The sequence below is a fragment of the Bradyrhizobium sp. HKCCYLS3070 genome (assembly GCF_051167575.1).
Taxonomy (GTDB): domain Bacteria; phylum Pseudomonadota; class Alphaproteobacteria; order Rhizobiales; family Xanthobacteraceae; genus Bradyrhizobium.
In genome coordinates, this window is the sequence record NZ_JBNPTI010000007.1 from 1 (window position 1) to 22082 (window position 22082).

General features: G+C 65.8%; 18 protein-coding genes. 7 read left to right on the plus strand and 11 right to left on the minus strand.

Going from position 1 to position 22082, the window contains the following annotated elements; translation table 11 throughout:
* The first annotated feature begins 491 nt into the window (after positions 1-491).
* Entirely contained in the window at positions 492-2189 is a 1698-nt protein-coding gene (locus ACQR03_RS21400) for a methyl-accepting chemotaxis protein (RefSeq protein WP_316169888.1), read from the plus strand.
* 23 nt (positions 2190-2212) lie between these two features.
* Here ACQR03_RS21400 and ACQR03_RS21405 read toward each other — a convergent pair whose 3' ends face one another.
* The 5 genes from ACQR03_RS21405 to ACQR03_RS21425 form a co-directional block, all read right to left on the minus strand.
* Positions 2213-2674 carry an NUDIX domain-containing protein gene (locus ACQR03_RS21405; protein WP_316193481.1) on the minus strand — a complete coding sequence of 154 codons (462 nt, stop codon included), beginning with the start codon at positions 2672-2674 and terminating at the stop codon, positions 2213-2215.
* A gap of 4 nt (positions 2675-2678) precedes the next feature.
* A complete protein-coding gene (locus ACQR03_RS21410; protein WP_434841854.1) occupies positions 2679-3920 on the minus strand; it encodes a DUF763 domain-containing protein in 1242 nt (413 codons plus the stop codon).
* A gap of 87 nt (positions 3921-4007) precedes the next feature.
* Positions 4008-4988, minus strand: coding sequence for a homoserine O-succinyltransferase MetA (gene metA / locus ACQR03_RS21415; RefSeq protein WP_316169885.1), 981 nt, complete (start codon positions 4986-4988; stop codon positions 4008-4010).
* Positions 4989-5000: 12 nt separating this feature from the next.
* Entirely contained in the window at positions 5001-6305 is a 1305-nt protein-coding gene (locus tag ACQR03_RS21420) for an O-acetylhomoserine aminocarboxypropyltransferase/cysteine synthase family protein (RefSeq protein WP_315750808.1), read from the minus strand.
* A 150-nt stretch (positions 6306-6455) separates the two neighbouring features.
* Positions 6456-7412, minus strand: a complete 957-nt coding sequence (locus ACQR03_RS21425) for an alpha/beta hydrolase (RefSeq protein ID WP_315750809.1) — start codon at positions 7410-7412, stop codon at positions 6456-6458.
* Positions 7413-7553: 141 nt separating this feature from the next.
* Between ACQR03_RS21425 and ACQR03_RS21430 the strand changes: the two genes are divergently transcribed.
* Positions 7554-8441 carry a branched-chain amino acid aminotransferase gene (locus ACQR03_RS21430; protein WP_315750810.1) on the plus strand — a complete coding sequence of 296 codons (888 nt, stop codon included), beginning with the start codon at positions 7554-7556 and terminating at the stop codon, positions 8439-8441.
* Between the two features lies 1 nt (position 8442).
* Here the strand turns inward: ACQR03_RS21430 and ACQR03_RS21435 are convergent, their stop codons facing one another.
* From ACQR03_RS21435 to ACQR03_RS21445, 3 genes are read right to left on the minus strand one after another with little or no spacing between them, the layout of a single operon-like run.
* Positions 8443-9324 (minus strand): acyl-CoA acyltransferase, encoded by an 882-nt coding sequence (locus ACQR03_RS21435; protein WP_315750812.1) that lies wholly within the window; start codon positions 9322-9324, stop codon positions 8443-8445.
* A gap of 39 nt (positions 9325-9363) precedes the next feature.
* Entirely contained in the window at positions 9364-10326 is a 963-nt protein-coding gene (locus ACQR03_RS21440; protein ID WP_315717036.1) for an amino acid--[acyl-carrier-protein] ligase, read from the minus strand.
* A 42-nt stretch (positions 10327-10368) separates the two neighbouring features.
* Positions 10369-11520 carry an acyl-CoA dehydrogenase family protein gene (locus ACQR03_RS21445; RefSeq protein WP_409998634.1) on the minus strand — a complete coding sequence of 384 codons (1152 nt, stop codon included), beginning with the start codon at positions 11518-11520 and terminating at the stop codon, positions 10369-10371.
* Positions 11521-11937: 417 nt separating this feature from the next.
* On the opposite strand from ACQR03_RS21445, the gene ACQR03_RS21450 reads away from it, so the two are divergent.
* The 3 genes from ACQR03_RS21450 (at position 11938) to mtnA (ending at position 14295) form a co-directional block, all read left to right on the plus strand.
* Entirely contained in the window at positions 11938-12210 is a 273-nt protein-coding gene (locus ACQR03_RS21450) for a phosphopantetheine-binding protein (protein WP_315717167.1), read from the plus strand.
* Between the two features lie 90 nt (positions 12211-12300).
* Positions 12301-13176, plus strand: a complete 876-nt coding sequence (locus ACQR03_RS21455; protein WP_315750816.1) for an S-methyl-5'-thioadenosine phosphorylase — start codon at positions 12301-12303, stop codon at positions 13174-13176.
* Positions 13177-13188: 12 nt separating this feature from the next.
* Positions 13189-14295 carry an S-methyl-5-thioribose-1-phosphate isomerase gene (gene mtnA / locus ACQR03_RS21460; protein ID WP_315750817.1) on the plus strand — a complete coding sequence of 369 codons (1107 nt, stop codon included), beginning with the start codon at positions 13189-13191 and terminating at the stop codon, positions 14293-14295.
* Between the two features lie 89 nt (positions 14296-14384).
* Here mtnA and ACQR03_RS21465 read toward each other — a convergent pair whose 3' ends face one another.
* Entirely contained in the window at positions 14385-15020 is a 636-nt protein-coding gene (locus tag ACQR03_RS21465; protein ID WP_315750818.1) for an HAD-IA family hydrolase, read from the minus strand.
* Positions 15021-15110: 90 nt separating this feature from the next.
* On the opposite strand from ACQR03_RS21465, the gene ACQR03_RS21470 reads away from it, so the two are divergent.
* Entirely contained in the window at positions 15111-15881 is a 771-nt protein-coding gene (locus ACQR03_RS21470) for a S1 family peptidase (RefSeq protein WP_409998635.1), read from the plus strand.
* Positions 15882-15991: 110 nt separating this feature from the next.
* The gene (locus ACQR03_RS21475; RefSeq protein ID WP_315750821.1) at positions 15992-17494 is read left to right on the plus strand and encodes a flavin-containing monooxygenase; all 1503 of its coding nucleotides are present in this window, start codon (positions 15992-15994) and stop codon (positions 17492-17494) included.
* Between the two features lie 217 nt (positions 17495-17711).
* On the opposite strand, the gene ACQR03_RS21480 is transcribed toward ACQR03_RS21475, so the two are convergent.
* Together ACQR03_RS21480 and ACQR03_RS21485 are read right to left on the minus strand one after the other, a co-directional pair.
* Entirely contained in the window at positions 17712-18629 is a 918-nt protein-coding gene (locus ACQR03_RS21480) for a response regulator transcription factor (protein ID WP_315750850.1), read from the minus strand.
* Positions 18619-21993 (minus strand): hybrid sensor histidine kinase/response regulator, encoded by a 3375-nt coding sequence (locus tag ACQR03_RS21485; RefSeq protein ID WP_434841855.1) that lies wholly within the window; start codon positions 21991-21993, stop codon positions 18619-18621. Before ACQR03_RS21485 ends, ACQR03_RS21480 begins: the two co-directional genes overlap by 11 nt.
* Between the last annotated feature and the right edge of the window lie 89 nt (positions 21994-22082).

Genomic DNA, 22082 nt, shown 5'->3' on the forward strand with positions numbered 1-22082 from the left:
CCCGCGTTGACCGTTTCTTTCGAATGCCCATCGCAACCTCCTCATCGAGTGTTGCGACGACCAATTGAATCCGCCGGCAAACCCGGCTGAACCTGTGGTTCCTGCCCCGTGCATTCCTTTCCGCACGGGGGCCGCAGGAATCAGCCGATGCCTGGTCTTCCCTGCGCCCTCGATGAGGTGAGGGCTGAGCTGCACAAAGCTCGGGCGCCTGACGCGTCGCGACGACGAAACTCCGTGGGAACTCGACACCTAACCCACTGGAACTTCGCAGGGAACCGGCCGTCCCCTTGGATGATACCTCGGATTATCGCATGTTAGTTCGAACGATCGCCACCCCAGGTCGGGTTGGTTGTTCTCTGGCTTGAGTTCGCGTGAGTGGACATGATCCGTCCAAAAACTAATTAGTTCGACAGTGTTCGGGCGGCACGGATAGCAAACCATTAATGTACGGTTGGTATCGTGCATACAGTCCACGCAACGAGAACCAGAAAATGCGACACCTGACTGTCTATCAGCGTCTCGCGGCGATCATCGCCGTGATGTCGATCGCACTGTTCGCCGTCTCCGCCATGCAGATCCTGATGCTGCGCGGAACCGTTCTCGAGGAGCGGCAGACCATGGTCCGCAACCTCGTCGAGTCCGCCGTCAAGGTGCTGAGCTATTATGACGCCGCGGCGACCGCCGGCAAGATGGCGCCGGAGCAGGCGCGGCAGCAGGCCTACGCCGCGATCGGCGCAATGCGCTGGGGCCCGTACAACGACTATCTCGGCGTCTACGGAACCGGATCGTCGGATGCCGGCGTGACCTATGTCCACGCCAACCCGAAATACATCAACGTCAACCGCTGGGACTTCAAGGATTCCACCGGCAAGCTCCTGATCCAGGACATCGTGCGCATGGCGCGCGCCGGCGGCGGCTTCGTCGAGTACAAGGTGCCGCGCGCGGGGGGGACGACCGAGCTGCCGAAGATGTCCTATGTCGGCGCCTATGGCAGCGGCGACAAGATGCTGGCGATCCAGGCCGGCGTGTATGTCGACGACGTCGATGCGGTCGTCTATCAGCGCGCGCTGTGGGCCGGCTTCGGCGCGCTCGCAGGTCTGCTGGTGGCCGCGGTCGTCGCCTTCTGGCTCGGACGCAGCGTCGTCGTTCCGCTCGACCGTACCTGCGTCGTGATGGACGAGCTGACCAAGGGCAATCTGGGCCTCGAGGTGCCGTTCACGGATCGCCGGAACGAGATCGGCCGCATGGCGCGCAGCCTGCAGATCTTCAAGGACCATCTCGCCGAGAGCGAGCGTCTCCGGGCCGAGCAGGAGCAGTCCAAGCAGCAGGCCGCCGAGGAGCGCCGCACGGTGCTGGTGCGGATCGCCGACGAGTTCGAGCGCTCGATCGGCGGCGTGATCCAGACCACCGCGACCGCCGCCGGCGAGCTGCAGACCTCGGCGCAATCGATGTCGAGCATCGTCGCCGGCACGACCGACCAGAGCGCGAAGGTGGCCGCGGCCGCCGAGCAGACCGCCAAGAACGTGCAGACGGTGTCGGCCTCCGCCGAGCAGCTGTCGTCATCGATCCAGGAGATCGCCAAGCAGGTCACGCAGTCGTCCTCGATCGCTCAGAACGCGGTCGGGCAGGCGACGCGGACGGAGGCGATGGTCGACCGGCTGGTCCACGCGTCGCAGAAGATCGGCGAGGTCATGGCGCTGATCCAGACCATCGCCGGCCAGACCAACCTGCTGGCGCTGAACGCCACCATCGAATCGGCGCGTGCCGGCGAGGCCGGCAAGGGCTTCGCGGTGGTCGCCAACGAGGTCAAGGCGCTGTCGGCGCAGACCGCCAAGGCGACCGAGGAGATCACCAGCCAGATCGAAGCCATCCGCGACGCCACCGGCTCCACCGTCAACGCCATCCGCGAGATCGGCGCGACCATCGGCCAGATGAACGAGATCACCGACGCGATCGCAGCCGCGGTCGAGGAGCAGGGTGCCGCGACCAAGGAAATTGCCCGCAGCGTCCAGCAGGCGGCGCAGGGCACCCAGGGGGTCATGCAGCACATCGTCGGCGTGCGCGAGGCGTCCGGCCAGGTCGGCGCCGCGGCGGCGCAGGTGCTGAGCGCGGCCTCCCAGCTTGGCAGCCAGTCGGATCAGCTCAAGACCCAGACCGGGCGATTCCTCGGCAACGTCCGCGCGGCGTGACGTCGGCGGCGGATGGTGACAGTTCACCCTCCGCCGATCGCCACGACACGGTCGAGCAGCGCGGCCTGGGCTGGATTGATCCGGACCCTCGCCTCGGCGAGGTCGAACCAGGCGGCGCGGTCCACCTCGGGAAAACGCCTGACGTGGCCGCTACGCGGCGGCCATTCGAGCTCGAACGCGTTGCTGGTGATGCTGCCGGCATCGAGATCGATTTCGGCGGCGAATGCCTCGACCACCTTGCCGCCGCGCTGCTTGATCTCGCCGAGCGGCACGAGCGGCGCCGTCAGCGTCGTGCCGAGCTCCTCGGCGAATTCGCGCCGCGCCACCGCCTCGGCCGCCTCGCCGGCACCGAACTCGCCCTTCGGGATCGACCAGGCGCCGAGATCCTTGTTGCGCCAGAACGGGCCGCCGGGATGCACCAGCAGCACCTCGAGTCCATCGGCGGTGCGGCGAAAGGCGAGCACGCCCGCGCTGCGCGCCGGCATGCCGCTACGCCTCGCCGGTGCGCTGGATGAGGTCACGCTCCCAGCCGAACACCGAACGGCCGTCGAGCTCTGGCGAGGCGGCGCGCTCGGTCGCGATGTAGGCATCGAGCGAGGGGCCGGTCGCGCTGCGCTCCAGCCGGCGGGCCTGGTCGTCGAGCCGCTTCAGCGCCGACAGCGCCTCGTCGCGGCCGAGCTTGGCGTTGCCGACGGCCGATTTGAGCACGCGGATGGTCTCGTCATAGACCTTGATCGGCACCGGATAGGGATGCCGGTCCTTGCCGCCATGCGCCAGCGAGAACCGCGCCGGGTCGCCGAATCGATACGGCGCGCCGTGCACGACTTCGGCGACCATGGCGAGCGAGCGCACGGTACGGGCGCCGACGCCCGGCGTCAGCAGCAGGTCGGGGAAGTCGACCGGGCCGCGCTCGGCCGCGGCCGCCAGCGTGCCGTGGAGGCGGCGGGCGAATACGTCCTTCGGCCTGACGTCGTGATGCGCCGGCATGACGAGATGCGGCAGCAGGCCCTGCGCCGGCTCCGGCGTGCTCAGCCGCGCGAACTCGGCGACGACGCGGTCGGGGCCGAGCTCGGTGAGCAGCTCGAGCTGGGCGTCGCGCGACAGCGCGGCGCGCTTGTCGGTGAGGTTGACGATCTCGCCCTGGACGGGACCGTCGATGGCGCTGTGCGGCGCGTCGACGAAGCTCGCGAGCTGTTGCGAATGCCAATGGTAGCGCCGGGCCTGGCGGGCGTCGCCATTCATGCCCTGCTGCACCACGGTCCATTTGCCGTCGGCGGTGACGAAGAAGCCGTGCAGATAGAGGTCGAAGCCGTCCTGCACCGCGGCGCTGTCGACCTTGGCGACGAGCTTGCTGGTCCGCACCAGCTCCTCGCCGTCGAGGCCGAGCCGGTCGCCGAGCAGGCGCAGCTCGTCGGGCGTCTTGCGCGAATGCTCGCCGCGGCCGCCGCAGACGTAGATGCCGAGCTCGCCGGACAGCGGCTTCAGCCCGCGCTTCAGCGCGCCGATCACGCTCGTGGTGATCCCGGAGGAATGCCAGTCCATGCCCATGACGGCGCCGAACGACTGGAACCAGAACGGATGCGACATCCGCGCCAGGAATTCGTCGCGGCCGTAATGATGCACGATCGCCTGGGTGATGATGGCGCCGAGCGAGGCCATGCGCGTGCCGAGCCAGGCCGGGACGCGTCCGGAATGGAGCGGAAGATCGGCGCTGCCGGTGCGTCGGGCCATCGGAACCTTGCAAGCGAAGTGTGCCGTGCCAATCTAACAGATAGCGCGCCATTGCGCGATCGCCCCGATGAAAGGCGGGCCTTGGCGCTATCCGGTTTGCCCGAGATGACCGATCCAGTTGCTGAACAGCGTCTGGGCGGCGCTTTCTGCGGCGAGATCGGGCCGCAGCGTCAATCCCGGGAGCTCGGCCGCCAGCGTCGGGTCGCGCCTTTCCTTGGCCCGCCACTCGAACGCGTTGAGCACCGCCTCGCTCTCGGCGCTGAAATAGGATTTCGGCAGCCGCGGGTAGTCGTCGCGCTGCCCGGCGAGAAAGCGCGCGATGTCGCGCATGTATTCGCGCTGCAGGGAGAGCGCGTCATACTCGGGATGGCCTTGAAAGAACACGAACCGGCTCGGCGTCGAGCGCGCGAAAATGTCGACGCCGACTTCGTCCGAGCGGGTCAGGATGTCGTAGCCGCGCTCCGCCAGCAGCGGCTCGTTGACGGCGTTGAGGCGGGAGTGCGGTACCTGAAGCGGCAAATGGATGCCGTGCGTGAGCCAGTCGTCCTGGACCTTCACGCAGTCGAAGATGCCGGAGCATTTGCTCGCCAGCCGCTGCCGCTCGATGTCGTCGAGATGCAGCACGGCCGCGTGGGCCGCGAGACACGACCAGATGGTCGAGCGCGTGTTGGTTCTGGCCCAGTCGATCACGGAGGCGAGGTCCGACCAATAGGGCTCGTCGCGCAAGGCCGCGGCGACAGGCTCGGCGCCGGTCACGATCAGGCCGTCGATGCCGAGCCGATCGAGCGACCCGATGTCGGCGTAGGACTGGGCGACGTGGCTCCTGGCCGCCTGCGAGCGAGAGATGGAGGGCAGCGAGAAGCAGTGCAGGCGGATGCGGACGTGCCGCGGCGCGCACTGCCGCAGCAGGCGGCCGATCTGGAGATCAGTCGCCTTCAGGGCGCTGTCCGGCATGTTGTTGACGAGGCCGATCGAAAGCTCGATCGGGCGTCGGCCGCGGTCGTCGAATTCAGCGGGCGCGAGGGCAGGGCTCGCGATCCTGCGATGTCGGTCGAACAGCAGGGTCATCGGCTGATCGCTCTACTCCGCCGCATCCAGCTGACGCGTGCGAGGGCAGGCCTGGGCGAGCGCCTGGTCGAGATCCTCGATGATGTCGCTGACGTGCTCGATGCCGATCGACAGCCGGATCGTCTCCGGGAGGACGCCCGCCTTGCGCTGGTCGTCCGGCGGCATCTGCCGATGCGTGGTCGATGCGGGATGGCAGGCCAGCGACTTCGCATCGCCGATATTGACCAGCCGTGTGACGAGCTTCAGGGCGTCATAGAACGCCTTGCCCGCTTCCATGCCGCCCTTGATCCCGAATGTGAACAGCGACGACGCCCGACCGTCGAGATATTTCTGGACCAGGGGATAATAGCAGCTGTCGGGGAAGCCGGCGTAGTTGACCCACGCCACGCGCGGATCGTTGCGGAGGAATTCGGCGACCTTGCGTGCATTCTCGACGTGACGCTCCATGCGCAGCGCGACCGTCTCGATGCCCTGCAGCAGCAGGAAGGCATTGAACGGCGACAGCACCGCGCCCATGGTCCGCTGATAGACGCTGCGCGCGCGCTGGATATAGGCGCTGCGGCCGAAATGATCGGTGTAGACCATCCCGTGATAGGACGCGTCGGGCTGGGTGAAGGCGGGAAAGCGGTCGGCGTGATCCTTCCAGGGGAAGTTGCCGCTGTCGACCAGCATGCCGCCCAGCGTCGTGCCGTGACCGCCGAGAAACTTGGTCAGCGAATGCACCGCGATGTCGGCGCCGTAATCGAACGGCCGCAGCAGGATCGGTGTTGCGACGGTGTTGTCGACGATCAGCGGCACGCCGTTGCGATGCGCGACCTTCGCCAGCGCCTCGATGTCGCAGACATTGCCGGCGGGATTGCCGATCGTCTCGGCGAACACGGCCTTGGTGTTTTCGTCGATGAGACGCTCGATGGCGTCGGACGCATCGCTTTCGGCAAAGCGTCCGGTGATGCCCTGGCGCGGCAGGATGTGACCGAGCAGCGTGTGCGTGGTGCCGTAGAGCTGTGGCACCGAGACGATGTTGCCGCCGCCATCGGCAAGATTGACGAATGCGAAGTGAAGTGCCGCCTGCCCGGTGCCGACGGCGAGCGCGCCGACGCCACCTTCGAGCTCGGCGACGCGCTTCTCGAGCACCGCCGTGGTCGGATTGGAGATACGGCTGTAGCGATAGCCCTCGGCTTCGAGATTGAACAGCGCTGCGCCGTGATCGGCGCTGTCGAAGGCGTAGGCGGCGGTCTGATAGATCGGAACCGCGACGGCCTTGGTGGTCGCCTCCGGCTCATAGCCGGCGTGGATTGCAATCGTCTCGTTGCGCATCGGCGATCTCCCCGCTCGCTTCGATCAATGCGGCGAGCTGCTCGTATTCCGCGAGTGGTGTCGTTGTAGGAGCGCAGGCGTAAAGCGGGCAATAATTCGCGACAAGAACGACGAAATAACCCTAACGATATGTGGCCGAAGAGCTTCGAATTAGCGCGCAACAGGGACACGCAGGAGCGACCGGATCTGCTGCCCGACCAGATCCAGTGCGACCTTCGCCTGCGGCAGGATCGCACCGAGGGCGTGGAAATTGTGAACCATGCCGTCGTGACAGACATGCGCGACGGTGACGCCGGCCTCCGTGAGCCGTGCCGCATAGGCATTGCCCTCGTCGCGCATCGGATCGAACTCCGCGGTGTGGATCACGGCGGGGGGAAGCCCAGCCAGCGTCTCGCGGCACAAGGGCGATATCAGGGGATTGGCGACATCGGACTCGCCGGCCAGATAGTCGGCGAGGTCGGCCTGCCAGGTCGCCCTGTCGATCAGATAGCCGGTCCCGAACAACTCGCGCGACGGCCAGGGGTTGGAAAAATCAAGCACCGGGCAGATCAGGCATTGCAGCGCGATCCTGAGACCGGTGCTGCCGGCAGCCTGCTGACAAACCGCGGCGGCGAGCGTGGCGCCCGCGGAATCGCCGCCGATCACAATGCGATTGCCGTCGATGCCGAGCGCGGCCGCGTGATCGATGGCGAAGTGAACCGCAGCGATCGCATCCTCGATTGCTGCGGGGAACGTGTGCTCGGGAGCGAGACGGTAGTCGATCGAGAGCAGCCGGCAGCCGGCGGCGGCGGCAAGCGCGGCGGCGACCTTGTCGTGCGTGTCGATGCTGCCTGCCACGAGACCGCCGCCGTGAAAGTATACGAAGCCGGGCGGCATCCCGGTATCGTCCAGGCCTGCTGCAGGCGTATACAGGCGATAACGAAGCAGCCCGGAGGGACCGGAGAAATCGCCGTCCCGCGTGATGGCGGCGCCGCAGTCGTTGCGCGCGAACTGCATCAGTTTCGCCAGCGACTGCCGGCGTTGCCGGGGACTCGGAGGCTCCCGGCTTTCCGTCACAACGGCCGCCACCATCGAAAGCAGGCGCTGGGCGCGAGGGTCGAGCGGCATGACAGCTCCAGTTAACCAAGGCATCGGGCATTGTGCCCATCCGCAGTGAATCGATCATGAGCGGCAGGTCGCGACCGGGAAATCCTTAAAATATTCACGCCAGAAGTGCAGATACGATCGATGCCGAACGGGAGCGCCGCCATGACCCACATTGTCAAGCCTGTCAGTTACTCGCAGACCTGGACCTTCTTCGACGGCGAATGGCGCGAGGGCAATGCGCCGATCATGGGCGTCCGGACCCACGCGACGTGGCTCGCATCGACCGTGTTCGACGGGGCGCGCGCATTCGAAGGCGTGACGCCCGATCTCGATCGGCACTGCGCGCGGGTGAATCAGTCCGCGATCAATTTCCGGCTCAAACCCGTGGTGGACGTCGAGACCTGGATGGGGCTGGCGCGGGAGGGCGTCGCGCGCTTCGCAGCAAGAGCCGAGCTCTACATCCGCCCGATGTACTGGGCGCAGCACGGCGCCGGCGGTGGTGTCCTGTTCGATCCCGAGACCACCAATTGGTGCCTGTGCATCTATGAGGCGCCGATGCCGCAGCCGACGGGCAACGCCATCACGCTGTCGCCGTTCCGGCGGCCGACGGCCGAATGCGCGCCGGTCGACGCCAAGGCGGCGTGCCTCTATCCGAACAATTCGCGCGCGCTGATCGAGGCGGCCTCGCGCGGCTTCAACAATTGCCTGATGCTGGATCTGCTCGGCAACGTCGCCGAGTTCGGCAATGCCAACGTGTTCATGGTCAAGGATGGCGTTGTCTTCACGCCGGTGCCGAACGGAACCTTCCTCAACGGGATCACGCGACAGCGCGTGATCGAATTGCTGCGAGGCGACGGCGTCAGTGTGGTCGAGACGACGCTTCGATATGACGATTTTCTGAACGCCGACGAGATATTCTCATCGGGCAACTTCGCCAAGGTCGCGCCGGTGATCCGCATCGACGAGCGGACGATGCCGATCGGTCCGGTGTTCAGCCGTGCGCGCAGGCTGTACTGGGACTATGCGCACCAGGCCAGGGCGGCGGCATAGGTCAGGACCCGTAGATCGGAAGCTCGGTGTCGCTGAGATCGCCGAGCCGCGCCGGCTGCGGCCCCTTGATGTACTTGCGGCCGCGGCGTTCGGTGTAGACGCCGTACAGCCCGGCGACCGGTCCGTTGGCGTCGACGATGACGGACACGCGGCCCCGCAGCAGCAGGAAACGGCCGACGGCGCCGGCGCAGGCGACATAGTCTGAGATGTCGCGGCAATAGATCAGCTGCATGGCGGGCAGTGCGAACCGTCCTTGCCGGATGCGCGCCTGCTGCAGCACCAGGGGAATGCTGCTCTGCTTCGACCTGACCACGATGCTGAGACAGCCATGGCCGGCGTGGCGGATCAGCAGATCCGCTTCGTCGGATGGAATGCCGTCTACAGCGTGCGCATCTGCCGCGACCTGTTGGACTCGAGCGCCCTGGCCCGCAGCCGAGAGTACCGGAATGGAAAACAACAGGCCGCGACAATAGGCACGAAACCCCTGAGCCTCGATGATCGGCCAGGTCCGGCGCGCGGCGCTGATGTTGACGTAGGTGACCTCGGGCCGCCGCTGGGCGATCGCGGTGAGCATCGTCGCGTAGTTGCGGAACGCCGGCTCGACATACCAGCTCGAGAGATTGCACCAGATCCGGGGCTGCGCTGGTGTGCCTCGATTGCTGTAGATCAGCAGCAGGACGCCGACCGCATTGCCGCCCTGCTCGAGCAGGTAGCCGTAGCGTGGATAGCCCTCGGGCGTCGGGCGCGCGGCCTGTCGCTGCAGGCCGCTCGACCAATAGCGGCAGGGGCGCCGGGGAAAGCCGCGCGCCAAGAGATCGGCGACCGCGTCCAGATCGGAGGCTCCGATCTCGCGGCACCGGATCGGTGGCTGGAGCGCGCTCATGAGATGGTCTGCCGATCCCTCGCCGGCGGCTTGGTGGCGTCAGCCGACGGTGCTTGCCTGGCGCTCGAATTGCAGCGCTTCCCGCACGCGCGACGGCCAGCGCGTCGGATCGATGCCGTGGGTGTGGAACAGCGCGACTGCCAGGCGGTCCATGCCGAAGGCCACGCAACCGGTGTGCGCCGGCGCACCGTCGGCATCGTCGATGCCCCAGGTGGTGCCGAAATGCTCGCGATGATAGTTGAAGCTCATGCAGGCGGTGGGCTGCTCCTCCGAGCGCAACGGCACCAGCAGCTCGAATTTCAGCGCCTGCTGCTTCTGGCTGACCGCCTTCATCTGGCCGACGCGGCCGAAGAACGGGTCGCTGGCATGATCGACGCGGAACGACAGGCCGAGATCGCGCGCAATCGCCTGTGCCTTTACCATCCAGCGGTCGCGGAATGCCGAGACGTCGTCGGGCGTGCCGATACAGACATATTCGCGCATCCGGAACGACTGCAGGCGGTCGAGATGACGCGACGGCTCGCGGCGGAAGCAATCGGCCGCGACGTCGAAGCGCAGGCCGCCGACCGGCAGCGCGCCGCGGCTCGCCGCGATCGGATAGACCGGATAGCAGGCCGCGGGCGACAGCACGAGGTCGGCTGGTGACAATGAGGTGGTCCAGTCGCCGCCCTTGTCGAACCGTGCCACGGCTTCATGGATGTCCCGCTCGGTGCCGTGCAGGCCGCAGACGCAGCCGAGCAGGTTGGGGAAACTCTTCAGATAGCCCGACTTTTCGAGCTGGGCGCGGCTCATGACGGGCGGAAAGCGCATGACCTCCGTGCCGGGCTCGCGATGCCGCGTGATGAGCGTCGCGAGCCGCTCCACCACGCCTTCATACAGCGCGGTCCGCGCATAGACGCCATCCGCGCCCATGCGATGGAACAGCGCGCCGGTCAGATGATCGAGCGCGTCGGCCGGCTGGGGTGCAATCTCGGGCGACTGCGGGAGAACGGGAATCGTCATTGTGCAAATCCTGGGTCGAGGCAATGGCTGCAATCGGCGCGATCATTCATGGAGCGAAGTCGGTACCGTGCTCATCAAGTTGGCCGTGGCAATGTTTGCGAGAATACGGTCGTTGTTGATCATGATCGGCGCCGACAGAACGTCGCGCAGGTGGCGGCCGATCGAGAACTCGCCGTCGTTGCGATAGCCCGAGAGACCGCAGGCGCGCATGGCATGCATCACGGTCTCGACGGCAAGTTCAGAGGCCTGCACCTTCAATAGCGTGATGGAGGACTGGAAGTCGAGCGAACCCAGCGCCCGCTCGTCATACTCATGGGCGACGAAGGCATCCATGTTGGTGACGATCATTGCGCGCAGCCGGGCCAGCGCCATCTTCGCCGCGGTGTAATGCGCAGCTGCCGGCGGCATCTGTCCGCCGGCGCCGCGTGCGGCCTTGCGCAGGAAGCGCTGAGCGCGCTCCACGGCAGCCGCAGCGATGCCGGCCCAGGCCGACGACCAGCACAGATGTGCGAACGGCGTCATCGTCTGGCCGTGGATGCGCTCATAGGGCTCGGTGAACATGCGGTCGGAGGGACAACTCACCTCGAGCGCGAATCCTGTTGAGCAGGTGCCGCGCATGCCCAGCGTTTCCCAGCCAAGGGTGCGCGAGATCGTGTAGTCGTCCCTGGTCAGCGCCAGCAGCACCTGATCGGAGGCGGCGGCGCCGTCGGCGCGCCGTGCAATCGTGACGAGGCCATCGGCTTCCGCGCCATAGGAGATGACCGTGGCGTCGCGCTTCAGCGAGATGCGGCCATTCTCGTGGCCGACGGCCGCAGCGCTTGCGCGGATGTTGCCGCCGTTCTGTCCCTCGGTGGTGGACGAGGCCATCAGCAGCTGCTCGGATGCGATACGGCGCATCAGGGATTCCATGTAGGCGCTGCCGCGGCCGTGACGCACCAGGCAGGCGACCTTGGTCTGGTGCATGGCGAAGATCATGGCGCTGGAGGCGCAGGCGCGGCCGAGCGCATAGCAGGCATCGGCAATGTCGTGAATCGAGGCACCGAAGCCACCGAACTCGACCGGAATCTGCATCCCGAGCAGCTTGTGCTCGCGTGACGCTTCGATTGCTGCCTTCGGGAAGCGGCCGTCACGGTCGACCTCGTCGGCTTCCGCGGCGGCCCGCGCGGCAACAGCGGCGGTCCGCTGCAGGAACATGTCGCTGCGATCGAGCAGGAGGCTCTCGCCATCGTCGGGGATCGGGTTTCGAAGCGCGGTTCCCTGGAGAGTCATGACCGATCGATACTCCGGATTTTGTCTCGTTGAGAGATCGGCACGTGCGTCCTCGCAAGATCAGGACAGATGCACTGCGCCTTCTTTGGGCTGCACGCAGGGTATGGATTTGATTCAAATACGTCGACGAAATTCAGGGTAAACGCCGCGCCATCGACGGGTGGGGGTTAATTCCTGGTTGTTTTGGTCCGAGAATTCTAGACCAAGCCGTTAGCGTTAAGACGAGTTCAGACTTGGAACGGGCTGCGGCGTAACTCTTTCGACGCCGAATTGCATTATCTCCCTGCGCGAGCGTCGATCAGATCCGACGTGCCCGAACAAGCCGCGAGTGAAGAGGTCCCCATGCCGAGTTTCGATGTCGATGTCAGTCACAGGATCGTGGCGCTCGTGCGCGATATCCTCGCGCAGAACGCCACGGCCGCCGACGTGACGGCGGATGCAAAGCTCGTCGACATCGGGCTGACGTCCATGGACATGGTCAACCTGATGCTGGCGCTTGAGGCGGAGTTCGATTTCACCATTCCGCAGGAGCTGATCACGCCGGAGAACTTCCAGTCTGTCGCCACGCTGGAGCGTCTGGTGAGCGGTCAGCTGGCGGCAGCCAAGGCTGCCTGATCCAGTTGCCACGCCCCACGGATCACCGCGTCGCTGTTTTCAATTCGTCGCAAAGCTGGCATTCTCGTCTCGGTTGGAGATGGGGACGTCATGACGAAGGCTGTGCTTGGCATTATCGGCGGCTCAGGCATCTATGATCTGCCGGGACTGGAAGATGCCCGCGAAGAGGTGATCGCGAGCCCCTGGGGTGAGCCGTCGGCGCCGGTACGCCGGGGGACGATCGCGGGCCTGCCGATCGTGTTCCTGCCGCGCCATGACAAGGGACACCGGCTGTCCCCCTCCGACATCAATTATCGCGCCAACATCGACGTGCTGAAGCGCGCTGGCGTCACCGACCTGGTGTCGCTGTCGGCCTGCGGCTCGTTCAAGGAAGAGCTCCCGCCGGGTACCTTCGTGCTGGTCGATCAGTTCGTCGATCGCACCTACAAGCGCGAGAGCTCGTTTTTCGGCAAGGGGTGCGTCGCCCACGTGTCGATGGCGCATCCGGTTTCGCCGCGGTTGCGCATTCATCTGGCGGCGGCGGCCGAGGCGGAAGGCATCGCGGTCGTGCGCGGCGGCACCTATGTCTGCATGGAGGGGCCGCAATTCTCGACCTATGCCGAGAGCATGACCTACAAGGCGTCAGGCTATTCGGTGATCGGCATGACTAACATGCCGGAGGCGAAGCTCGCCCGCGAGGCCGAGATCTGTTACGCGACGGTCGCAATGGCGACCGACTTCGACTGCTGGCATCCGGATCATGACGCCGTTACCGTGCAGGACATCATTCGCGTGCTCACCACCAACGCCGACAAGGCCAAATCACTGGTCTCGCGGCTCGCCCGCGAGTTTCCGCGCGAGCACGAACCGTGCCCGATCGGCTCCGACCGTGCGCTCGACACAGCCTTGATCACTGCGCCGGAGGCGCGCGATCCCGAGCTTCTGAAGAAGCTCGATGCGGTCGCAGGCCGTATCTTGCGCGGCTGAGGGGGATCGAACATGAAGGTGGACGGCCGGCACTATCGCAGCATCTGGCTCGACTCCGACGGCTGGTCGGTCTGCGCGATCGATCAGCGCCGATTGCCGCACGAGTTCGTGGTGGCGAAGATCACGACATGCGAGGAGGCCGCTGACGCGATCCGCGGCATGCTGGTCCGCGGTGCGCCGCTCATCGGCGCTACCGCCGCGTTCGGCATGGCGCTGGCGATGCGCGACGACCGCTCCGATCCCGGCATCGACCGCGCCTACCAGATGCTGATCGCGACGCGGCCGACGGCGATCAACCTGAAATGGGCGCTCGACACGATGAGCACCATGCTGCGCCGGCTGGCGCCGTCGGAGCGTCGCGATGCGGCCTATTCCCGCGCCGTCGACATTGCCGGCGAGGACGTCACGATCAACCAGGGCATCGCCGCGCACGGCTTCGCGCTGATCGAGGCGGCCGCGGCGCGCAAGAAGCCGGGCGAAGTCGTGAACGTGCTGACCCACTGCAATGCCGGCTGGCTTGCGACCGTTGATTGGGGCACGGCGACCGCGCCGATCTATCTCGCGCACGATCGCGACATTCCGATCCATGTCTGGGTCGACGAGACCCGGCCGCGCAATCAGGGCGCCTCGCTGACTGCCTGGGAACTCGGGCATCACGGCGTGGCGCATACCGTCATCCCGGACAACACCGGCGGCCATCTCATGCAGCATGGGATGGTCGATCTCGCCATCGTCGGCACCGACCGCGTCGCCGCCAATGGCGACGTCTGCAACAAGATCGGCACCTATCTAAAGGCGCTGGCCGCGCATGACAATGGTGTGCCGTTCTATGTCGCGCTGCCGTCGCCCACGATCGACTTTGCCGTTGCCGAGGGACGGCAGATCCCGATCGAACAGCGCAGTGCGCAGGAAGTGACCGAGATGACCGGCCGCACCGCCGACGGCCGCATCGAGACCGTGCGCATCGTGCCGCCGGGATCGCCAGTCGCGAACTACGGCTTCGACGTCACCCCGGCCCGGCTGGTGAGCGGGCTGATCACCGAGCGTGGCGTGCTGCGGGCCGACGGCGCAGCACTGGCGGCGGCTTTTCCGGAGCGGGCCAAACAGACGAACTATTGAGATCAGCGTCGTTGCGAGCGCAGCGACGCAATCAAGAATCCCACGAAGCCTCCGGATTGCTTCGGCGCAAGTTCGCCGCGCAATGACGATCAGCGCAGGCTCAATCCCGTCGCCGCTTCCAGCTCCGCGATCGCCTGCGATGCGCTGACGACCTTGATCGTGGTCATGCCCATCTCGCGCGCCGGCTTCAGGTTGATGCCGAGATCGTCGAGGTAGACGCAGTCCGCGGGGCTGACTCCGAGCGTCTCGGTCATCATCTGGTAGATCCGGGGATCGGGCTTGCGCAGCCCGATCTTGGCCGATTCGATCACGTGATCGAACAGCACCATCACCTCCGCGACGTACAACGAGCGGCCGCCCTGGCTGCCGGTTGCGTTCGCCGGGAGATTGTTGGTGATGCAGCCGGTCTTGCATTCCGCCTTGATGCGTCGGAGCGCCTCGACCATGTCGGGCCGGAGATCGCCGGCGAGCAGCGGCAGCACCTCGCGCCCGCTGACCGCTGCGCCACCGAGTGCCAGCGACTCCTCGGCAAACAACCTATCAAACGTCTCGAGGTCGATTTCGGCGCGCTCGAATTTCGCCCAGGCGTTCTCGAGATGGTTGGCGGCATTGGTGTTGCGGATGATGTCGACGGGATAGCCGCGCTCCTTCTCGAACCGCGCGAATGCCTCGAACGGCGATGTCGTCATCACGCCACCGAAATCAAAGATCACCGCCTCGACCATGTCAGTCCCGTCCTCCCTCGATCCCTGGATGATCGCTAGCACGGGACGCCGCACTTGGCGACCTCGGCGGCAGCCGCTATTGCTGCCGCGATGAAGCCGTCTCACGCAATCATTGCAGCCGCCGTCCTGCTGGCGCCATCGCCAATCCTTGCCATCGTCGGCAACGCGCCGGCGCTGAATGACGGCATCGGCCGCTCCGTGGTCACGATCGTCGGCTCGCGCGGCAATTTTTGCAGCGGCGCGCTGATTGCTCCGAAGCTGGTGCTGACCGCCGGACATTGCGTGCAGCCGGGGCTCGATTACCGCATCGTGGAATACGATCGTGACCGCAAGCCGGTTCTCAAGACGGTCCGGCGGGTGGCGGTGCATCCGAGCTTCAGCGTGCAGGCCATTCTGGCGCATCGCGCCACCGCCGATGTCGCACTGCTGGAATTGGAGGCGCCCGCGGAGGCGCGCGTGCCGGTGGCGCTCGGCGTGCCGCAGCCGCCGCTTGCCGCCGGCAACGCGTTCACGGTCGCGGGGATCGGCGTCGCGATTCCCGGCGACGGCAAGAGCGGCGGCGTGGTGCGTGGGGCTGCGTTGGTTGCGACGGGCAAGCCAGGCACGTTGCAGATCCGGCTGGTCGATCCGGCGACGCAAGGCGCGCGGTCCGGACTGGGCGGATGTACCGGCGACTCCGGCGGCCCTGCGTTCGAGACGCAGCCGCGGGGTCAGGTGCTGATCGGCGTCATCTCATGGTCGACCGGACCGAATCTCGGCGCCGGCTGCGGCGGCATGACCGGCGTCACGCCGCTCACGCTATATCGCGATTGGGTCGCACAAATCGCGCGGCAATGGGGCATGCCGCTCAGCGGAAATTGAGATCGTTCAGGGCTGGGTTGAGGCTCGCCGTCGCGGGTTGACCATCGTCGTGATCGGGTTCAGCCTGTCACGCGAGGAAACACCATCAAGACCAAAGCCCAGGGACTCACATGAACGTCATCGCGCCCATCCGGGAGGCCGCGTCCTCGCACGCGACCGAACACTTCGACGTGCTGATCGTCGGCGCCGGCATCTCCGGCATCGGCAGCGCCTATCAGCTGAGCAGGCAGATGCCCGACAAGCGTTTCGTGATCCTGGAGAGCCAGGACAGCTTCGGCGGCACCTGGCGGACGCACCGCTATCCCGGCATCCGCTCCGACAGCGACCTGCATACGTTCGGCTACAGCTTCAAGCCATGGGTCGGGCCGCCGATCGCGACCGCGGAAGAGATCCTCAAATACATGGGTGACGTGATCGAGGAGAACGATCTCGGCCGGCACATTCGCTATGGCCACCGCATCGTGTCGGCGAGCTGGTCGAGCGCGACCGGTCTCTGGACGGTGCAGGCGGTGAAGGGCAGGGATCAGCAGCCCGCCACCTTTACAACGAATTTCCTCTGGATGTGCCAGGGCTACTACCGCCACTCGAAGGGCTACACGCCGGAGTGGCCGGACATGGCGGAGTTCAAGGGCCGCATCGTGCATCCGCAGGTGTGGCCCGAGGATCTCGATCTCACGGGCAAGCAGGTCGTGGTCATCGGCTCCGGTGCGACCGCCGCGACCATCCTGCCATCGATCGCGGGCCAATGCGCACACGTGACCATGCTGCAGCGCTCGCCGACCTACTTCCGCATCGGCCGCAATGCGATCGAGCTGGCCGAGGAGCTGCGGAGACTGCAGGTGAAGGAGGAATGGATCCATGAGATCGTCAGGCGCAAGATCCTGTTCGAACAGGATTGGTTCACCAAGCGCTGCCTGACCGAGCCAGACCAGGTGAAGAAGGAGCTGATCGGCCAGATCAGCGCCATCCTCGGACCCGACTACACCGCCAAGCACTTCACGCCGAGCTACCGTCCGTGGCGGCAGCGCATCGCCTTCGTACCGGACGCCGACCTGTTCGAAGGCATCAAGAGCGGAAAGGCTTCGGTCGTGACCGACGAGATCGAGCGGTTCACGCAAGACGGCATCAAGCTGAAGTCCGGCGACGAGCTCAAGGCCGACATCATCGTCACCGCGACCGGCTTCGATCTTTGCGTGCTCGGCGATATCGCATTCTCCATTGACGGCAAGCCGCTCGACTTCGCCGACACCGTGACCTATCGCGGCATGATGTTCACCGGCGTGCCGAACCTGGCCTGGGTGTTCGGCTATTTCCGCGCCAGTTGGACGTTGCGCACGGACCTCGTCGCGGATTTCGTGTGCCGCCTGCTCGCGCACATGAAGGAAAAAGGCGTGAGCAAGGTCGTGCCGGCGTTGCGCCCGGAGGATCACAACATGCCGCTGCTGCCATGGATCGACCCGGAGAACTTCAACCCCGGCTACATGATGCGCAACATGCACCTGCTGCCCAAGCGCGGCGATAAGCCGGAGTGGCAGCACAGCCAGGACTATTGGAGCGAGAAGGACCAGATCCCGGCAATCGATCTGGATGATCCGGCGTTCGTGTATGGGTGAGCCTTTGACGGCCGGTGTGCCGCTCCAAAGACGGCGTCGTCCCCGCGAAAGCGGGGATCCATAGCCACCGGCAGGTGTGTTGGGCACAACGTCAACTTTCGTCCCGCCTCAAGCGGCATCACGCGGTATCGGTCCCGGGTCGGCGCCCGCCGGCGCTTCGCGCCGCAGGGCTTGCGCGGGACGGCAGTGATGGTTGGGGCACGCTGGTCGGCCCGCCTCATCCCTCCCGCCGCGTCACCCCCGTCGCGACCGCCGCGGCGGCGGTGCGGTTCTCGACGCCGAGCTTGGCGTAGATCTGCTCGAGGTGCTTGTCGACCGTGCGCGGACTCAGTCCCAGGATCTGCGCGATGTCGCGGTTGGTCTTGCCCTTGGAGAGCCATGACAGCACCTCGCCCTCGCGCGTGGTGAGACCGAACTCGCTGGAGAACTCCTTGGGCAGCTCACCGGAGGACTCCTTGGCGAGCCGCAGCAGGAACTCGTTGGGCCCGGCTCCGCCCATGTAGTAGAGGCGCAGTTCGGGATGATCCGGGATCGAAGCGGCGGCCTTCGCACCGCCCTTGCCGTTCTGCGCCTGATCCAGCCACAGCCGCAGCGCCTCCGGCAGCACGAGGTCGTCGGCGGTGCCAAGACTGTCCGACAGCAGCTTCTGCGCCTGCGGCGTTGCCCACATCAGCCGTCCCTCACGGTTGACGGCAAGCAGGAAGCGGCCGGAGACATCGAGTGCGGCGCGCGCGCTCTGCGTCATCCGGGCGTTCGCGAGATGCACGCGAATGCGCGCCAGCATTTCCGAGACCGCGATGGGCTTGGTGACGTAATCGACGCCGCCGGCCTCCAGTCCTTTCACGATATGCTCGGTATCGGCGAGCCCGGTCATGAAGATCACGGGGACGTTGGAGAGGCCGGCCTCGCGCTTCAGCTTGCGGCACGTTTCGAAGCCGTCCATGCCCGGCATGACCGCGTCGAGCAGGATGATGTCCGGCGTGATCTGGTCGACGATGCGCATCGCGGCCGCGCCGTCGAGCGCCACCATCACGGTCATGCCGGCGCTATCCAGCGCGTCGGTGAGCAGCCGAAGCGTTTCTGGCGAGTCGTCGACCACCAGCGCGACGTCACGCTTCCTGCTGTCAGTGCTCATAGGCATGCAAGGTCTTCAGAGTTGCCATGTACTGATCGAGATCGAAGCGGTCAACAAGCGTGCGCATATGTGCGACGAAGTCGGCATGCTCCGGATGCGCATTGCGGATCTCGTCGAGCTTGAGCTGAATGGCCCTGATGTAGCCGATCTGGCCGAGGCTCATCAACTCCTCGACATAGTTGAGCGGGGGCCTGGATCCGGTGTCCGGCCGCCAGCGTGGCGGAACCACGGGGATATCGGTCTGGTAGCTCCATTCGAGCTTCAGCAATTGACGTATCGCCTCCAGCAGCCTTGGGATGTCGATCGGCTTCATCAGGTAGCTGTCGTGAAATGGTTGCGCCAACGGCCGGCCGTGCGCTTCGAGCGCGCTCGCAGATGTCATCAGGATCCGGGCCTGATGATGACCGCTGTTGCGCAAGGTCTCGGCCACTGTCCAGCCGTCCATGCCGGGCATCGAGATGTCCAGAATGAACAGATCCGGCTGGCAGTGTTGTGCGAGCGCGAGGCAGGCGGGACCGTCGGGCGCGCTCAGCAGGATGAAGCCGAGCGGCGTCAGCACCTCGCGCAGGAGGTCGCGATGCACAGGATCATCGTCGGTGATCAGAATCGTCCTGCGCGGCCCGAGATAGCCGGCCACCGGCGCCTTCACCGGGGGATGCCGTGTCGGGTTGGTGACCTCCGACAGCAGGATCTTGACCTTGAACGTGCTGCCCGCGCCGACTTTGCTCACGACCTTGATGTCGCCGCCCATGACGCCGGCGAGCAGACGGCTGATCGTCAGGCCGAGCCCCGTACCTGTCTGCGGCTGCGCAATTCCGAGCGCGCCGCGCTCGAAGGGCGCGAAGATGCGCTCCAGATCGTCAGGCTGGATCCCCGGACCGGTGTCGATCACCTCGAATTCGGCCACCGGGCTCCGATAATGCACGACGAACTGGACGCTGCCTTCCCCAGTGAATTTGATGGCATTCGACAGCAGGTTGATCAGGATCTGGCGCAGCCGCTTCTCGTCGGCATAGACGACCAGCGGCAGTACGGCAGGCCGCTTGAACACGAAGTCGACGCCCTTCGCCGCAGCCTGCAATCGGAACATGCCCACGAGCTGATCGAGGAATTCGCTCAGGCGGACCTCGTCGCGCGACAGATAAAGTCGCCCGGCCTCGATCTTGGAAATATCGAGAATGCCGTCGATCAGGCCGGACAGATGATCGGCGCTGCGGCGGACGACGCGGACCTGGTCCCGCGGCTTCGGTGCGAGGCTCGTGTCCTGCTCGAGCAGTTGCGCATAGCCGGAGATCGCGTTCAGCGGCGAGCGCAGCTCATGGCTGAGGCCGACGACATAGCGGCTCTTGGCGAGATTGGCCGACTCCGCCACCTCCTTGGCGCGTTGCAGCTCGGCGTCAGTGCGCTTGTGCGCCTCGATCTCCTGAATCAACAGCTGCGTCTGCCGGCGTGTCTCGGCCTCGGCGGCGCGACGGCTCTGCTGCGCCAGCACGAACAGCCAGGTCACCACGCCGATGATGATGGACAGGGCGAAGAACACCTTCCACAGCACGTCGGAGATGATGCCCTTGAAGCCCGGGAGCGCCGCCGAGGTCTCCAGATAGATCATGCCGAGCGTCAGTGCGACGAGCCCGGCCGATGTCAGAAATACACCGACATAGTGACCGAGCTGCGAGTTGATCTTGGCCAGCAACGGCTCTGGCAGCATGCCGCTGAGCGCCGCTGCGACCTGCGCCTGTGCCCGCGCGTGCGGCTTGCAAAGGTCGTGGCAGCGGGCGTCGAGCGAGCAGCACAGCGAGCAGATCGGACCCGCATAGGCCGGGCAAGAGGCGGTGTCCTCCGGCTCGAACTGATGCTCACAGATGCAGCATTGGATCCGCTCGATGTTCTGCCAGCTCCGCTTTGGCTTGCGTGCCAGATAGTATTTGCCGTCGGTCAGATAGGCGATCGCAGGCGCGGTGACGAGCGCGACGCCGAGCGCGACGAAGGTCGACAGCGCCTTTCCGGTCGGCCCGAACAGGCCATAGAAGGCGCTGATCGAGACGATCGTCGCGATCGTCATCGCGCCGACACCGACCGGGTTGATGTCGTAGAGATGGGCTCGCTTGAACTCCATCTGCGGCGGGCGCAGGCCCAGCGGCTTGTTGATCACGAGGTCGGCGACCAGCGCGCCGACCCAGGAGATCGCGATGTTGGAGTACAGCGCCAGCGTTTGCTCCAGCGCCTTGTAGACGCCGATCTCCATCAGCAGCAGCGCGACGACGACGTTGAACACCAGCCAGACCACGCGGCCGGGGTGGCTGTGGGTCAGGCGGGAGAAGAAGTTCGACCAGGCGATCGAGCCGGCATAGGCATTGGTGACGTTGATCTTGATCTGGGAGACGATCACGAAGGTGCCGGTCAACGCAAGCGCCAGGTCCGGCCGGGCCAAGACATAGCGGAACGCCTCCAGATACATGTGCGCGGGTTCGGCGGCGTGGTCGGCGGAGACTCCGTGGCTCAGCGCGAAGAAGGCGAGGAACGAGCCTGCCAGTAGCTTCAGTGCCCCGAGCACGATCCAGCCAGGTCCGGCCGACAGCAGCGCGATCCACCACGAACGCTTCGATGTGCGGCTGTCGCGCGGCAGGAAGCGCAGGAAGTCGACCTGCTCGCCGATCTGGGCGACCAGCGAGAACACGACCGCCGCCGCGGTCCCGAACAGCGCCAGATCGAGATGGCCCATGGGATCGCCGTGCTCGCCGGGAAACTGCTGCCATTCGACAAAGGAGTGCGGGCTGGCATAGGCGATTGCGGCAAAGGGCAGGATGTGCAGCACGACCCATAGCGGTTGCGTCCATAGCTGGAAGCGACTGATCAGGGTGATGCCGTAGGTGACGAGCGGGATGATGACGACGGCGCTGATGAGATAGCCGATCGGCCGGGGAATGCCGAAGCACATCTCCAGCGCCGAAGCCAGGATGACCGCCTCGATGGCGAAGAAGATGAAGGTGAACGACGCGTAGATCAGCGAGGTGACGGTCGAGCCGATATAGCCGAAGCCGGCGCCGCGGGTCAGCAGGTCGATGTCGATGCCGCATTTGGCCGCATGATAGGCGATCGGCAGGCCGCAACAGAAGATGATGACGCTGGCGACCAGGATCGCGGCGGTCGCGTTGGTGATGCCATAGTTCAGCGTAATGGTGCCGCCGATGGCCTCGAGTGCGAGGAACGAGATCGCGCCCAGCGCGGTGTTGGCGACGCGGGCGGCCGACCAGCGCCGTGCGCTCTTGGCCGTGAAACGGAGCGCATAGTCCTCCAACGTCTGGTTGGCGACCCACTGGTTGTATTGGCGCCTGACGCGGTCGATCCGCTGCCGCCCTGCCACTCTCGAACTCCTCACCCGCGAGCGCTTGTCCGCACGCTCGTCCTGCCCCTCGCAAGACTTACGCAGAGCCTACGTCGCGCTTTTGCGGT

Excerpts from the sequence above, each read along its gene's own strand:
- ACQR03_RS21425 (WP_315750809.1), bottom strand. The coding sequence starts at position 7,412 with ATGCCGCTCGACCCTCGCGCCCAGCGCCTGCTTTCGATGGTGGCGGCC.
- ACQR03_RS21435 (WP_315750812.1), bottom strand. The coding sequence starts at position 9,324 with ATGAGCGCGCTCCAGCCACCGATCCGGTGCCGCGAGATCGGAGCCTCC.
- ACQR03_RS21475 (WP_315750821.1), top strand. The coding sequence starts at position 15,992 with ATGAACGTCATCGCGCCCATCCGGGAGGCCGCGTCCTCGCACGCGACC.
- ACQR03_RS21440 (WP_315717036.1), bottom strand. The coding sequence starts at position 10,326 with ATGACGATTCCCGTTCTCCCGCAGTCGCCCGAGATTGCACCCCAGCCG.
- ACQR03_RS21400 (WP_316169888.1), top strand. The coding sequence starts at position 492 with ATGCGACACCTGACTGTCTATCAGCGTCTCGCGGCGATCATCGCCGTG.
- ACQR03_RS21480 (WP_315750850.1), bottom strand. The coding sequence starts at position 18,629 with ATGAGCACTGACAGCAGGAAGCGTGACGTCGCGCTGGTGGTCGACGAC.
- metA (WP_316169885.1), bottom strand. The coding sequence starts at position 4,988 with ATGACCCTGCTGTTCGACCGACATCGCAGGATCGCGAGCCCTGCCCTC.
- ACQR03_RS21450 (WP_315717167.1), top strand. The coding sequence starts at position 11,938 with ATGCCGAGTTTCGATGTCGATGTCAGTCACAGGATCGTGGCGCTCGTG.
- ACQR03_RS21470 (WP_409998635.1), top strand. The coding sequence starts at position 15,111 with ATGAAGCCGTCTCACGCAATCATTGCAGCCGCCGTCCTGCTGGCGCCA.
- ACQR03_RS21465 (WP_315750818.1), bottom strand. The coding sequence starts at position 15,020 with ATGGTCGAGGCGGTGATCTTTGATTTCGGTGGCGTGATGACGACATCG.
- mtnA (WP_315750817.1), top strand. The coding sequence starts at position 13,189 with ATGAAGGTGGACGGCCGGCACTATCGCAGCATCTGGCTCGACTCCGAC.
- ACQR03_RS21445 (WP_409998634.1), bottom strand. The coding sequence starts at position 11,520 with ATGTTCCTGCAGCGGACCGCCGCTGTTGCCGCGCGGGCCGCCGCGGAA.
- ACQR03_RS21410 (WP_434841854.1), bottom strand. The coding sequence starts at position 3,920 with ATGGCCCGACGCACCGGCAGCGCCGATCTTCCGCTCCATTCCGGACGC.
- ACQR03_RS21405 (WP_316193481.1), bottom strand. The coding sequence starts at position 2,674 with ATGCCGGCGCGCAGCGCGGGCGTGCTCGCCTTTCGCCGCACCGCCGAT.
- ACQR03_RS21455 (WP_315750816.1), top strand. The coding sequence starts at position 12,301 with ATGACGAAGGCTGTGCTTGGCATTATCGGCGGCTCAGGCATCTATGAT.
- ACQR03_RS21430 (WP_315750810.1), top strand. The coding sequence starts at position 7,554 with ATGACCCACATTGTCAAGCCTGTCAGTTACTCGCAGACCTGGACCTTC.
- ACQR03_RS21420 (WP_315750808.1), bottom strand. The coding sequence starts at position 6,305 with ATGCGCAACGAGACGATTGCAATCCACGCCGGCTATGAGCCGGAGGCG.